The organism is Vibrio sp. 10N.286.51.C3 (assembly GCF_003050065.1).
In the GTDB taxonomy this organism is placed as follows: Bacteria; Pseudomonadota; Gammaproteobacteria; order Enterobacterales; family Vibrionaceae; genus Vibrio; species Vibrio crassostreae.
In genome coordinates this window covers 68,376-82,155 of the sequence record NZ_PIGC01000015.1, presented here as the reverse complement: position 1 = coordinate 82,155, position 13,780 = coordinate 68,376, and the positions used below count along the sequence as shown (strand labels likewise).

18 protein-coding genes are annotated in these 13,780 nt (G+C 43.4%); 9 read left to right on the top strand and 9 right to left on the bottom strand.

What is annotated here, in order from left to right; all coding sequences use genetic code 11:
* Positions 1-32: 32 nt before the first annotated feature.
* Genes CWO27_RS16475 through CWO27_RS16450 form a run of 6 tightly spaced genes read right to left on the bottom strand, consistent with a single transcriptional unit; the run spans position 33 to position 2,328 of the window.
* On the bottom strand, positions 33-257 hold the full coding sequence (locus CWO27_RS16475; protein ID WP_048659346.1) for a hypothetical protein: 225 nt from the start codon (positions 255-257) through the stop codon (positions 33-35).
* Between the two features lie 3 nt (positions 258-260).
* On the bottom strand, positions 261-494 hold the full coding sequence (locus CWO27_RS16470; protein WP_107899234.1) for a hypothetical protein: 234 nt from the start codon (positions 492-494) through the stop codon (positions 261-263).
* Between the two features lie 2 nt (positions 495-496).
* Positions 497-844: a DUF1293 family protein gene (locus CWO27_RS16465; protein WP_107899233.1), complete on the bottom strand. Its 348-nt coding sequence runs from the start codon at positions 842-844 to the stop codon at positions 497-499.
* Complete coding sequence (locus tag CWO27_RS16460) at positions 832-1,944, bottom strand: replication initiation factor domain-containing protein (protein ID WP_107899232.1); 1,113 nt, start codon at positions 1,942-1,944, stop codon at positions 832-834. Before CWO27_RS16460 ends, CWO27_RS16465 begins: the two co-directional genes overlap by 13 nt.
* Complete coding sequence (locus tag CWO27_RS16455; protein WP_020699819.1) at positions 1,934-2,134, bottom strand: hypothetical protein; 201 nt, start codon at positions 2,132-2,134, stop codon at positions 1,934-1,936. The genes CWO27_RS16460 and CWO27_RS16455 overlap by 11 nt, the downstream gene beginning before the upstream one ends.
* A 2-nt stretch (positions 2,135-2,136) precedes the next feature.
* Entirely contained in the window at positions 2,137-2,328 is a 192-nt protein-coding gene (locus tag CWO27_RS16450; protein ID WP_107899231.1) for a hypothetical protein, read from the bottom strand.
* 134 nt (positions 2,329-2,462) lie between these two features.
* Here CWO27_RS16450 and CWO27_RS16445 point away from each other — a divergent pair, with 134 nt between their 5' ends.
* Positions 2,463-2,831, top strand: a complete 369-nt coding sequence (locus tag CWO27_RS16445) for a DUF3693 domain-containing protein (RefSeq protein WP_107899230.1) — start codon at positions 2,463-2,465, stop codon at positions 2,829-2,831.
* A 150-nt stretch (positions 2,832-2,981) separates the two neighbouring features.
* Here the strand turns inward: CWO27_RS16445 and CWO27_RS16440 are convergent, their stop codons facing one another.
* From CWO27_RS16440 to CWO27_RS16430, 3 genes are all read right to left on the bottom strand, one after another.
* On the bottom strand, positions 2,982-4,706 hold the full coding sequence (locus tag CWO27_RS16440; RefSeq protein ID WP_048658753.1) for an ATP-binding protein: 1,725 nt from the start codon (positions 4,704-4,706) through the stop codon (positions 2,982-2,984).
* On the bottom strand, positions 4,706-5,890 hold the full coding sequence (locus CWO27_RS16435; RefSeq protein ID WP_107899229.1) for an FIST signal transduction protein: 1,185 nt from the start codon (positions 5,888-5,890) through the stop codon (positions 4,706-4,708). The genes CWO27_RS16440 and CWO27_RS16435 overlap by 1 nt, the downstream gene beginning before the upstream one ends.
* A 115-nt stretch (positions 5,891-6,005) precedes the next feature.
* Positions 6,006-6,371, bottom strand: a complete 366-nt coding sequence (locus tag CWO27_RS16430; RefSeq protein WP_102431922.1) for a hypothetical protein — start codon at positions 6,369-6,371, stop codon at positions 6,006-6,008.
* Between the two features lie 252 nt (positions 6,372-6,623).
* Between CWO27_RS16430 and ccoN the strand changes: the two genes are divergently transcribed.
* From ccoN to CWO27_RS16390, 8 genes are all read left to right on the top strand, one after another.
* Positions 6,624-8,057 carry a cytochrome-c oxidase, cbb3-type subunit I gene (gene ccoN / locus CWO27_RS16425; RefSeq protein ID WP_102424429.1) on the top strand — a complete coding sequence of 478 codons (1,434 nt, stop codon included), beginning with the start codon at positions 6,624-6,626 and terminating at the stop codon, positions 8,055-8,057.
* A gap of 11 nt (positions 8,058-8,068) precedes the next feature.
* A complete protein-coding gene (ccoO, locus tag CWO27_RS16420) occupies positions 8,069-8,689 on the top strand; it encodes a cytochrome-c oxidase, cbb3-type subunit II (RefSeq protein ID WP_102431923.1) in 621 nt (206 codons plus the stop codon).
* Between the two features lie 9 nt (positions 8,690-8,698).
* Positions 8,699-8,872: a CcoQ/FixQ family Cbb3-type cytochrome c oxidase assembly chaperone gene (locus tag CWO27_RS16415; protein WP_004733679.1), complete on the top strand. Its 174-nt coding sequence runs from the start codon at positions 8,699-8,701 to the stop codon at positions 8,870-8,872.
* Positions 8,872-9,846 (top strand): cytochrome-c oxidase, cbb3-type subunit III, encoded by a 975-nt coding sequence (ccoP, locus tag CWO27_RS16410; RefSeq protein WP_048658749.1) that lies wholly within the window; start codon positions 8,872-8,874, stop codon positions 9,844-9,846. The genes CWO27_RS16415 and ccoP overlap by 1 nt, the downstream gene beginning before the upstream one ends.
* Positions 9,847-9,954: 108 nt before the next feature.
* The gene (locus CWO27_RS16405) at positions 9,955-10,434 is read left to right on the top strand and encodes a FixH family protein (RefSeq protein WP_048658748.1); all 480 of its coding nucleotides are present in this window, start codon (positions 9,955-9,957) and stop codon (positions 10,432-10,434) included.
* 5 nt (positions 10,435-10,439) lie between these two features.
* The gene (locus tag CWO27_RS16400; RefSeq protein WP_102431924.1) at positions 10,440-12,812 is read left to right on the top strand and encodes a heavy metal translocating P-type ATPase; all 2,373 of its coding nucleotides are present in this window, start codon (positions 10,440-10,442) and stop codon (positions 12,810-12,812) included.
* Positions 12,812-13,048 (top strand): cbb3-type cytochrome oxidase assembly protein CcoS, encoded by a 237-nt coding sequence (ccoS, locus tag CWO27_RS16395; RefSeq protein WP_048658746.1) that lies wholly within the window; start codon positions 12,812-12,814, stop codon positions 13,046-13,048. Before CWO27_RS16400 ends, ccoS begins: the two co-directional genes overlap by 1 nt.
* Entirely contained in the window at positions 13,038-13,712 is a 675-nt protein-coding gene (locus tag CWO27_RS16390; RefSeq protein WP_107899228.1) for a sulfite exporter TauE/SafE family protein, read from the top strand. The genes ccoS and CWO27_RS16390 overlap by 11 nt, the downstream gene beginning before the upstream one ends.
* Positions 13,713-13,780 lie beyond the last annotated feature (68 nt).

The window sequence follows — 13,780 nt, the reverse complement described above, 5'->3', positions numbered from 1 at the left end:
TTTTTTAAGAGTGTGTTACTAAAAGTTGACCCTTAGCCTTTGCCAAGAGTTTTTAAGATTCGTCCTAGCACATGGCCAGAAACGAAAGATAATAAAATCCAACCTGAAACAGCGGTATAGAGTTCACTGTCGATGTTCAAAGACTGAGACGCAGTGACTAAATTGTTGTATTCAGTATCAGTGAGCATTACGAGCTGACAATCAAAGTCAGTTGACGTTCTTAAGTAACCTTGTTGAGTGGTCGTAATGCAGTTCATTGATTAAGCCTTACTTGAAGCGCTTTTTTGACGATTGAGAGAGCCAATTTCAGACAAAAGAAAGTCTCTTTTAACCTCTAAATCACAGATAGTTCTCGTCAGGAGCAAGCGGTCAATCCAATCAATTACAAACGAGCAAACACGACCAAATAGTGAGAACGCGACCATGGTAATAATTAGGGCTTCAATCAGTGCATCCAAATCATTGCCAGTTAATTGATAAACGACCGTTTCCATAATTAAGCCTTGTTAGCTTTCATAAAGTTATCGAAGTGCTTTTTGACTTCTTCATCGACAGGAACAAGTTTGTTTACCAAGATATCGAGTGGATCATTTGGGTTAGCACCAAAGCTCAGTTCGTATTCACGGTTAGCAACAAAAGCGCGTGATTGGATAAGCTGACGAGCGTAGGCCACATCAATTTTCAGAGCTTGTTTGTTGTAAGGGATGTCAGTTGAGAAACCGATACCCGTTTGCTGAAACTTCTCGTTATCGACTTCTTCTACGGCACGTAGGACAGACAGCTCCGCGAACTCCATGTTAGATTTCGGGAAACGCTTGATAGAGATACCAGTTATTGTAGGCATATTCTTGACTCCAAAATTTCGATTTTCTGTTTAGTGTATTCGTCAGGAATACCTAACGAGGTTTCAAAGTTGGCGCGTCTATGGTGCGTAGGAATGAGCATTCCGAATGCTTCACCTAAGTCACCCTCAGTCATTGCCACAACTTCAGAAAGTGCCTTACCACATTGGCGACGAACCCAAGCAATACGAGCAAAGAACTCAAGACCGGCCTTCTTTTTGTTAAGCTCAATCTTCATCGGTTCAGCAGGGTCGATACTTGCTGAGAAGTCACACAGACCAGCAAAGGCCGAAGCAGGCGAGGCGAGTAGTGCCAAATCACACTTCTTCAATTCCACTTCATTGCGGTACCAAATCACTTCAGGGTCAGCGATGTTTTGCTCAAACTTCTTGTTGTACACACGCCAGTAAATTGCAGAGGTACGAGAGCCAACAAGGACAGCTTCCTCTGATAATTCACCGGATTGTGAAACGCGCTTATGAGGAACCATTGTCGGACCACGTCCACGAGAAGCAGTGCGAAATGCTCCCTCATAAAAACATTTCTCAGCATACTTACAGTCAAAGATTCCGGTGTAGTCATCCACGCAGAGATCCAAACGGGCTAGGCGAGTGATACCCAAAAGTGACAACCACCAATGCACCTTTTTGTGTGTGGTGAAGTCGAACAACTTAGCGCAACCCGTACCATTGATTTGTACGTAAACCGTGTCGTTGTTACCGCCAATACCCACCAAACCACATTCAACCGTTCCCGTAGAATCGTAAATCACCATTGAATCTTCATAGCCATGCAAGCCACGGCCTCGCATAGGAGACAGACGGAAGTTAAAGACTTTAAACATGAACTCATCAAACCTATCGCCTAAAACCTTACGACACTTGTTACGGTGTAACTCGATTGATTTCTCTATAGCTTCCGATGAGTTAAAGCGACCTTTAACGCTTTGCTTTTTAAATTCAGGAAACTGCATGTTGATAAAGTCTTGTTCGTTCGAGTTATCCAAGTGTCTAAGCGAACCGTACGAAAATGAAAACGCTAGGTGATCCACTTGAACCGGACGAATTTCATCATGGAACTTATGAGGCTTTTTAGATGGCATGGAACACACCCTTAACCAAAAGCTCTTGGTAGTTCTCATCGGTGATTTCGACAATCTGAAATGACACCATGCCGTAATGAACCTCCATGAACTGGAAGAACTCACGCTGAGTCTTAAAGAAGTTATGACCCCAAGGAAAATAGGCGTTGATACCGTGATTGGGTTCGTTGTCGAAGTAGATAGAATCCATAATTAAGCCTCAACAACTTTCATTAGAGGCCAAGCAGGAAGAAGTCTATTGAAAGCGTCTTGAATATCAGCATCAGTCAAAGGCAATGCTTTAGATTTGTTAACCGTAATAACAGGAGTAAGACCAGTATCGGTAACTTGATAATGAGAAAGGTATCGAGGAAGAATTCCAGAGCAAACTTGAACGATGTACATAGCAATCCACCTTGAAGCCAAATTAATAACCAGAATTGGTTACTCGGAAGAAAGCATATACACCAAATTTGGTTACTGCAATAAACCAAAATTGGTTACTAATAAGCTATGATTAGGAAAACGGAGGATTTAGCATGTATCAAAATGAACTGATTGAAGCCTATAAAAAGGCTCAAAACTACGTTCAAGACAAGCAAATAGCTATGGATATGAACATTCCACAGCAAAGAATCAGTGATTTTAGGAAAGGTCGTCGCTATCTATCTGATTCACAAACAGTTTTCTTGGCTGAAAATGCAAAGTTAGACCCGCAAGTAGCATTGCTTGGTTGTCACGCTGACCGCAGTGATAATCCACAGATAAAGCAGATGTGGGAACACATGGCAAAAAAGTTTAACGGGCTTAATATGTCAGGCGTTTCAATGGCTTGCGGTGGCTTAGCACTAATGGTTGCTACCCCAAATGAAGCCCTAGCCAACTGCGTATTATGTATATTATGTTAAATTGACTTTGGTGTTTATAAGGCAGGTATCTTTATATGATGCCCTGCCTCTTATCTATCTACCAAATCGGCGTTCTATTTAACAGTAACGCTATTTACCATAAAATACCTAATAAACATATTTCCTAATCTTCGATTAAGAATACGTTTATTAGACTTCAAGCATCAATCGATCAATTGCTTCTGTGATCTCTTTGGTTCTTACTGGCTTGGTCACGAAATCATTCATACCAACATCTAAGCACGAACATTTGTCTTCAACAGATGTGTGTGCTGTTAGCGCGACAATTGGCGTTTTGATGTTCGCGTCTCTCATGTATTTGGTTGTGGTTAATCCATCCATTACTGGCATCGACACATCCATTAAAATAATGTCTATCGAGTCATTGGCTCTTTCCACAAAGCCTATCGCTTCCTCACCGTTGCTGGCGATGAAAACTTCGTGGCCTTGTCGCGTTAGGATTAATTTGATCACCATTTGATTGGTTGGGTTGTCTTCGACAACTAACACTGAATAACGGCTTCTTAAATCTCGTGGACAATCATTATCTTCAATGTTGGCCAGATTGTTCGTGACTCTGGTTAGTACTGGCAGTTGTACTTCGAATTTAGAACCTTTTCCTGGTTCACTCTCTACCGATATACGCCCTTGCATCAGCTCAACCAGTCTTTTGGTGATTGCCAAGCCTAAACCTGTGCCGCCAAATCTGCGTGTGATTGTGCTATCAGCTTGCACAAATGGACTGAACAGCGACGAAAGTTGTTGTGAGCTGATACCAATCCCTGTGTCTTCTACTGTTATATAGAATGAACTCTGCTGGTACTTGATAGAAACATGGACATGCCCACGTTCAGTGAACTTAATGGCGTTACCAATTAGATTAAATAGGATTTGTGCCAAACGACTTGGGTCGAGATAATGAAGTTCACCCTCAGGGATATCGCTGGTTACGGTTAGCGACAAACCTTTATCGTCTGCTGTCTTCTTTTGTTCAGACAACACAAAAGTTACAGTGTCGCTTACGTTGCTCCATTGAGGCGCTAACGAGAAGCATCCAGATTCAATCTTAGAAAAATCCAACACATCACTGATAATTGCCAATAGGAGCTCAGATGATGTGCTCATGTTGAGTAGTATAGACTGTTGTTCTTCGTTCAATGATGTGGATTTGAGGGTGTCTATTAAGCCAATAATGGCGTTTAGCGGTGTTCTTAATTCATGACTCATCATTGCGAGGAATTCAGACTTTGCCTTATTAGCTCTTTCGGCGTCTTTTCTTGCTGTGACAAGCTCTGCTGTACGTTCTCGAACGGTTGCCTCAAGCTTTTCTTTATTCTCAATATCGAAAACAGCACGTTCTATCAACGGTCGGAAACGGTTTAATGTGGCCTTGGTTTCAATACTAAAGTGCTTGGTATTAGAGTGGATAAAGATGATGACGGATTGTGTTAGTCCGCTATCTATACCCGTAATTAGAACGGAGTTGATTTGGTCGAGAACAATGGGATGCAGAGAGTTGAATTCCCCAAGAGACTTGGGTTCGAAAAGGATGGCGCATTCACCATTGATAACTCGCGATAGCTTGCCACAATCGCTCCAATTCATTTGTTCGAAGACTTTGTTATTGGTTAGCAGGGTTTTGAAACTGCCTTCGTTCCCTACTCTTGATACCACGATAAAATCATCAAACCTAATGTATTTTTTGAGGACAAACTCAAGGCTAGAGAATATCTCAGATATGTTACTCGCCTTACTGATCGCAGAGATGGTTGATAAGATCACTCTGTTCTCTTCAGCCAGTTTTCGCTCACGGGCTTTTAGTTTTTGCAGTTCAATACGAGCTTCTTGCAGCGCTTCTTGACCTTCAGAACCCATTACTTTTTCAACCTATAAAACGTTGCAGACGATACCATTAAATTCCCGTGTGCGTTTTCGCCACCAGAGAGCCTGCCTTGCTCACCAAACGTGAACGGACATATGTATGGAAGCCCATTAAGTGCTTGATTTATTTGCTCGCAAACCTCTTCCATATCTTGCTTTAGGTTGAGCATTGGGCCCGCGCAAAAGATGTTGATTGCTCCGAGCTTCTCTTCAAGATCCATATCGTTGTAATAAGAAGAATGAATGATATTAGCGGCACGGCTTATTAACTGTTGTTTAGAGCCTTGCATTAGATAGATGGTGTCACCTTCACTAATGTCGGTGAAGAGCTCGATCCCGTTGCACTCTGTTTCTCGGATAGAGTGAGAGAGCTTGAAATACGGATAGTTGTAAGATGAGCCAACTTTCCTCCCCAAAGGATAAACAGACGATTTTTCAAAGATATAGCCATCGTCACTGCCACCTAGGTGAAAATTGGTCCATTCGTTATAAACTGTGGCAGCTGGCCGATGGTCTATCTCCAGCAAAATTCTATTTCGTACTTTAGTCACAGTGCCTGAGTAACGTGTAGGCGTATGACCTGCACTGAAAGAGGAATAGATTGACTGAGACGCAAACACCACCGTTAAAGATACGCCATTTATAGATAGCGACTCTTCGGTGAAGATGCTCCAATTTCCAGAAACCTGATTGTCCGCAGCACTACCGCCAATAATAGGCACCTCAGTACCAAACTTTTTATCGATAGCTGCCATCACCTTCTCTTCATTACCAGGAGTGGAATGCAGCAAGATAAGATCGGGGATTTCGCCCTCTCGGTTGGCGTTCTTAAGTGCTTTGTCGATCGCGCTGAAGGTGCTGCGGTCTATGGAGTCGCTAAAGTGCTCGATACCTGTACCGTAGGCGTTGATTCCCGAGTCATAAATGATGAGTACGCCAATTACCGGACCAGAATGAAACCCAGTTTCTGTCATAATGCCGTGACAAGTGGTACAGCCATGTACAGGAGTGTTAGGGAGAGCGTCTACCAAATATCTCTGAACAGCGAGTGTCGAATATTCTTCTGTGCAGTAGCAAATGAGACAAGCAATATCGTCAGCGTTTTCTACCCCGCTGAGCAACTCATCTACTGCGATTTTATCGTCTAGGGAGTAAGAGACTTTTGATAGAAATTTCATAGATTCTGGGAAACTTTATTAATGTTCTCTTTATAACACTTTAATGCATTGTGTTTCACTGATTTGGTACATATTTCTATCAAAAGAACCGAGGCGTACCCCAGTTTTCTCTCTGTTACTCTTTAGACAGGTTTACAGAAAACGTGCTCACCTGTTGTGGAAATGTAACCGTTATTGAGGAAGTCTTATCATTAGTTTGTAACAGCCAATCTGATGGCCCTTTTTCTTTCAGAATTCCGCTTTCATTATAGCTAATGATAAATTTGCCAGTTTTAGATGTTTCGATCGAATACCCTAGATTATCGCCCGAAATTAAAACATTATGATTATCAATACCAAATTTACAAGGTTTTGAAACGATACAGTTCACTGTTTCGTCATTATCGTATGTTACTGTTCTCCAAGTAAATGCAGCTATTAAAATAACCAACATGACGATAATTTGAACAAGCCTGCCTTTTGTTAGCTTTTGTGCCGCCATTATAATCTTTACTCCTTGTTACAAAGTTCAAAGTTTTTAAATAAAAATCCAATTCCTGACCAAGCGTAAGGTTACTACTCTGTCATTGATTTGTTAATTCAAGTATAGTGTCGCGTTGAAAATGCCACTTTTTTTTAAAATCAGCAAGTGGAAATAAAGCCCTGAATAGGCTGAATTTCCTTTTCTAATTTGGGTGGCATTACGACGTGAGTCGTGTTGGAAGTAAAGTGTAGTAAATAAGAAATTGGAAGCATGCAAATGAGCCAAGAAAAGCAGCTTGAACAAAACTACAACTATACGGTCGTCCGTCAATTTACCCTAGTTACAATTTTGTGGGGTATTGTCGGTATGGGCGTTGGTGTTTTGATTGCCGCTCAATTAGTTTGGCCACAGCTAAACTTTGATACGCCGTGGTTGACGTACAGTCGTTTACGTCCCCTGCATACTAATGCGGTTATTTTTGCGTTCGGTACAAGTGCGCTGTTTGCAACATCATATTATGTTGTACAACGTACCTGTCAGACGCGTCTCTTTGGTGGCCCTCTCGTAGCCTTTACCTTTTGGGGTTGGCAAGCGATTATCCTGTCCGCTGCAATTACTTTACCGTTAGGTTTAACCTCTGGTAAAGAATACGCAGAACTTGAATGGCCAATAGATATTGCTATTACTCTTGTGTGGGTAGCTTATGCAATCGTGTTCTTCGGAACCATGATTAAGCGTAAGACATCGCACATTTACGTAGCGAACTGGTTCTTCGGAGCCTTCATCATCACGGTTGCCGTGTTGCACATCGTTAACAGCCTGGCTGTTCCTGTATCTGCGTTTAAATCGTACTCGATTTATTCCGGTGCGATCGATGCAATGGTGCAATGGTGGTACGGACACAATGCGGTAGGCTTCCTATTGACAGCTGGTTTCCTAGGTATGATGTACTACTTCGTACCTAAACAAGCTGGTCGCCCTGTTTACTCTTACCGTTTGTCGATTGTTCACTTCTGGGCTCTCGTGTCTCTGTATATCTGGGCTGGTCCTCACCACCTACACTACACAGCACTTCCTGACTGGACTCAATCTCTAGGTATGGTTATGTCTTTGGTTCTGTTTGCTCCATCTTGGGGTGGCATGATCAACGGTATTATGACTCTATCTGGCGCGTGGCATAAGCTTCGCTACGACCCAATCCTACGTTTCCTAATCGTTTCTCTATCATTCTACGGCATGTCGACATTCGAAGGCCCAATGATGGCAATCAAAACGGTTAACGCACTATCTCACTACACGGACTGGACTATCGGTCACGTTCACTCTGGTGCGTTAGGTTGGGTTGCAATGGTTTCTATCGGTTCGGTTTACCACTTAGTTCCTAAACTATTTGGTCAAGAGCGTATGTACTCTGTATCTCTAATCAATGTTCACTTCTGGTTAGCAACGATTGGTACGGTTTTCTACATTGTTGCAATGTGGATCTCAGGTGTGATGCAAGGTCTGATGTGGCGTGCAGTTAACTCTGACGGTACATTAACTTACAGCTTCGTTGAATCTGTAGAAGCATCTTACCCGTTCTACTTTGTACGTTTCTTAGGTGGTTTCATCTTCCTATCTGGTATGTTCTTAATGGCATACAACACGTACAAAACTGTTTCTGCACCTAAAGATAGCCTTAAAGCTATCCCTCAACCGGCTTAAGGAGATTTAGAATGAGCTCAAATTCAAATAATCGCCATGAGTTGGTAGAGAAGAACGTTGGCCTACTAGCGATTCTTATCGTTATTGCTATCAGTTTTGGTGCTTTAGTAGAAATTACCCCGCTTATTTTCCAAAAGCAGACGACTGAACCTGTAGAAAATCTACGCGTTTACTCTGCTCTGGAAATGGAAGGTCGTGATATCTACATTCGCGAAGGTTGTAACGTATGTCACAGCCAAATGATTCGTCCTTTCCGCTCTGAAACGGAACGTTACGGTCACTACTCTGTAGCTGGCGAAAGCGTTTGGGAACACCCATTCCTATGGGGTTCTAAGCGTACTGGTCCTGATCTAGCGCGTGTTGGTGAACGTTACTCTGATGAGTGGCACCGTGTTCACCTTATCGACCCTCGTGAACTTGTTCCTGAATCAAACATGCCTGGTTTCCCATGGCTTGCTGAGAATGTACTTGATGGCAAATTGACTAAACAGAAGCTTGAAATCTTCCGTAATCAATTTGGTGTTCCTTACACAGACGAACAAATTGCTAACGCTAAACAAGATGTTGAAGGAAAAACAGAGATGGATGCAATCATCGCTTACCTTCAATCGCTTGGCCACGCAATGAAATAAGGAATAATTATGGACATTATTACATTTCAAAGTGTTTGGACTGTTACTGTTTTTGCTTGTTTCATCGGCATCGTTTGGTGGGCTTTCGGTAAAAATCGTAAGTCGCGCTTCGACGAAGATGCAAACCTAGTGTTCGCTGATGAAGCACCTGCGAAAGATAAAAATCAAGGAGTGACGAAGTAATGAGTACATTCTGGAGTATTTGGGTAACAGTAATCACAATCGGTACGTTGATTGGCTGTGCAGCCTTACTTCGTTGGTGTTCCAACGATAAAACAGGTGTAGAAGAAGGTCATGATATGGGCCATGAATACGATGGTATTCGTGAGCTTAATAACCCACTACCTAAATGGTGGACATACCTTTTCGTTAGCACAATTGTGTTTGCAGCTGTTTATCTAGCTCTATACCCAGGCCTTGGCAACTTTAAAGGTCTACTAGGTTGGACGAGTTCAAACCAAACAGTTCGTAGCGTAGAAGAGTCTCGCTCTGCAATCGCTGCTGCGCAAGCAAACAAACAGTTAGATGCATACGCGAAAGAGCTTGATGATGCAGACACCTACTTTGGTGAAGCATTCAGAAAGTTAGCTCACGACGAAAATGGTCTACGTTCTGTCCCTGACATTGCATCAGATGCTGATGCAATCAAAGTGGGCCAACGCTTGTTCCTACAAAACTGTTCTCAGTGTCACGGCTCTGATGCTCGTGGTCAGAAAGGTTTCCCGAACCTAACTGATAACGCATGGCTATATGGTGGTGAACCACAAGCTATCGTTACTACCATCATGCATGGTCGTGTCGGTCAAATGCCAGGTTGGAAAGACGCTCTTGGCGAAGAAGGCGTAAAAGAAGTAGTTAGCTACACGCTTAGCCTTTCTGGTCGTAGCGTAAACGCACGTGAAGCAGAGGCTGGTAAAGCTCGCTTTGTAGTGTGTGCAGCGTGTCACGGTACTGATGGTAAGGGTAACCCTGCTGTTGGCGCACCTGACCTAACTGACCGCGACTGGCTATTCGGTGATTCTCGCGCTGATGTGACGGAAACAGTCATGTACGGACGTTCTGGTGTAATGCCGGCTTGGAAAGACATCCTCGGTGAGGATAAGGTTCAGCTCGTCTCAGCCTACGTCTGGAGCCTCAGCAACTCAGATAAAGAGTAACATAATGATAACAGCCCCTTCTTAAGGGGCTGTCTTTCTTTTACAGTTATAACCTTAAGTGTTTGTAAAAAATAGTTTTATTTCATTGTATATATTGAGAATAATAATATGGAACAACCTTGGTATAAGCAGTTTTGGCCGTGGTTTTTGCTCTTCCTAACCGTTGGCGTTTCTATGCTAACGTTGGTTCGAGTCGCGATACTTACCAACCATTCAGTTCACGTTGTTACTGAAGATTACTATAAAAAAGGTAAAGGTATTAATGTCGACATTTCAAAAGTAAACGTTGCTAAAGAGCTTGGCCTATCAGCTTCAGTTAGCGAGAAAGGTAACTCGGTTATCATTACTCTCGACAAAGGCAAGCTAGACCACTTCCCTGCTATTAGCGCAATGTTCGTGCACCGAACGCTGCCTGACCGTGATTTTACTCAGCTACTGACCGCTGATGCGAGAGGCAACTACACGTTGACTCTGGACCATGAAATGCAAGGTCCATGGTTTATCGAGCTTTCTCCGCATAATTCTGAATGGTTAGTTCAAGGTCGCATGAACTTCCCTATTGATACTCCTACTCAACTAACGAACTAAAGCTTATGTGTGAATCCTGTTATCACTGCGGTGAAGATGTACCAGCGGAAACGGATTTTAAAGTAGAAATCTTAGGATCGGTGCGGCAGATGTGTTGTCCGGGCTGCGAAACCGTAGCCCAGACAATCGTTGATGGCGGCTTGGTCTCTTACTACCAATATCGTACCGCTCCAGCTGAAAAAGCGGATCTCGTGCCAGAGCAACTTCTGGCACTCAGTCATTACGACAACGAAGATGTTCAATTGGAGTTCGTCCGTAACTCTGAAAATACCTCTGAAGTGACATTGTCACTAGAAGGTGTCTCTTGTGCTGCTTGTGCATGGCTTATTGAGAAGCAAGTCTCTTCAAAGTTAGGGGTTGTTAGTATTCGTGTTAATACCACGACTAACCGCGCCCTGCTCAGTTGGGATAACACTCAGGCTAAACTGAGCGAGCTGTTGTCTGCAATCCACACCCTAGGTTATAAAGCCGCACCATTCGAGGCCGATCAACAAGAAGCCGCCTATCATCGTTCGATGAAGAATTATCTCTATCGTCTTGGTATTGCTGGTTTAGCAACCATGCAGGTCATGATGCTGGCTGTGGCGCTTTATCTTGAAGTCTTTGGTAACCTTGAACCTGAATTCAAAAGCTACTTCCGTTGGGTGAGCTTAATCTTCGCAACACCGGTTCTGCTCTACTCTGCATTGCCTTTCTATATCAATGCGTGGCGTAGCCTCAAAGGTCGAACATTGGGTATGGATGTGCCTGTGTCGATTGCTCTGTTGTTTGCCTACGTTGCAAGTTTGGTCGCAACGGTGACAGAGAAAGGTGAAGTATTCTTCGAATCTATCTCGATGTTTACCTTCTTCTTACTGCTTGGTCGTTTCCTTGAAATGCGCGCTCGTCGTAAAGCAGCTGCCGCTAGTGGTAACCTGCTTAAGCTCGTTCCTGCTATGGCAACAACATTAGAAGGCGAACAAGTTCCGGTAAAAACCTTAAAAGTTGGCGACCAAATTCGCGTTCTTCCGGGTGAACACATTCCTGCCGATGGCAAAGTATTGTCTGGTCGAGTTCATATTGATGAATCGATGCTGACTGGTGAATCTATCCACGTAGTAAAAAACGAGGGTGATATTGTCTTCGCTGGTACATTGAATGGTGACGAGTCGTTTGAACTGGAAGTGATGACATCAAAAGCGGATTCGGTGATTTCCAATATCGTTCGCCTGCAAGATGAAGCGCAACTTTCTAAGCCTAGAATTGCTGAAATTGCCGATGTAGTAGCGCGATACTTTGTTGCGGTTATCTTGATCATTTCATTTGGCACTTGGTTCTACTGGCACCAAACACGACCAGAAGATGCTTTCTGGATCATGTTGTCTGTACTCGTTGCGACTTGTCCGTGTGCTCTGTCACTCGCGACACCGACGGCAATTACCTGTTCCACTTCTCGTATGGGTAACTTCGGTATCTTGCTGCGTAAAGGCCATGTATTTGAAACCTTGTGCAAAGTGAATCACTTGATCATTGATAAAACAGGCACATTGACTGAGGGTGATATTCGTATCAGCCAAGTTGAAACCTTCGCTGAGCTTGATAAAGACACCTGTCTCAAAGTCGCGGCGAGCTTGGAGCAACACGCTAACCACCCTATTGCGAAAGCGTTCAAGACTCATATTTCAGATGATATTGAAGTAGAGTCTGTCAATAACGTGATCGGTTCAGGTATTACTGGTGAGTGGAATGGCCTGGAAGTAGCGATCGGCAGTAGTGAGTTCATTTTGGGTGAAGCTCAACCATCGGAAAGTAACGGTATTTACTTGTCGATGGCGGGCCGTCATATCGCAACGTTTACTTATGAAGATCCCATTCGCAAAGAAAGCATCGAGTTTATTAAGCAATTTAAAGAAGCGGGAATCAAAACGACTCTGCTTACTGGCGATTCTTTGATTAACGCGAAGCCTGTTGCTGAAGAGATCGGTATTACAGACATTGTTGCTAACGCGAAGCCTGAAGATAAACTTGCTTACTTGAACTCTCGAGATGCAAGTGACATTACCATGATGGTTGGCGATGGCATTAACGATGCCCCTATTCTTGCGGGTGCTCACCTTTCAGTTGCTATGGGTGGCGGTACGGATGTGGCGAAAGCTTCTGCGGATATGGTGTTGTTGGGTGATAAACTCGATAGATTACTTAAGTCGCGTACTTTGGCGTTAAAAACGCGTAAGATAATCCGTGAAAACCTAGCTTGGTCATTAGGGTATAACTTACTCATTCTTCCATTGGCTGTTGCAGGTTTGGTTGCTCCATACATCGCCGTTGTTGGCATGTCTGCCAGCTCTATTATTGTTGTGTCTAACTCGTTAAGGCTTTTAAAAGAGCAAGGTAAATAATGGAAAGTTTATACATCCTGATCCCCATTGCGATTGTACTAGTGTGCATCGCTGTTGGTATTTTTCTATGGGCGGTGAAGAGCGAACAGTTTGAAGATCTAGAACGTCAAGGTCACAACATTCTGTTTGATGAAGACGAAAAGGCTCACAACCATTCTGATAGCAAACCTGTCAAGAATGAGACAGCTTACAGCGAAAGCCAAACTAACGTAGACAAAAAGAACGATGACGCCTGATTGGATCGGAGCCTTTGTTGTTGGATTGATCGGCGCAGGCCACTGCATGGGAATGTGTGGTGGTATTGCGTCGCTTCTTTCGATTGGCAACAGTAAACCTTCCCCTGTTATTCCCCTGCTTTATAACCTAGGACGCTTGCTAAGTTATGCCGTGATTGGTGGTGTGATTGGCGGTGCAATTTCTTCGATAGGTCAGCTAAGCGATTTTAACGCTATGCTGGGTTGGCTGCGATTATTTGCTGCTGGCTTTATGATCGTCTTAGGTTTGTATATCGGTAAATGGTGGTTCGGCTTGTTGTTCTTTGAAAAGATCGGACAGAAACTATGGCGCTATATATCTCCTTTAGGTAAATCATTTCTACCATTGAAGCACCCTAGCCACGCTTTGCCGTTTGGCTTTATTTGGGGTTGGCTTCCATGCGGCCTGGTTTACTCTATGCTTACGTGGGCAGCCGTATCAGGAAGTTGGTACAACGGAGCCGGTATCATGCTTGCTTTCGGTTTAGGCACGCTTCCGGCAATGTTAACAGTTGGCATGGGTGCCAATTTCCTCAAAAAACTGCAACAAGCTGACTTATTTCGCCAACTAGGCGCAATTTTAATCCTTATTTACGGCTTCTATACCGGATATATGGCGCTACAGCTCATTATTTATACCGTATAGCCATTCTTTAAATCCGGTTTTTTTACTACCCTTTAGGATTAAGGAATGCTAAAATATTGACGTATATC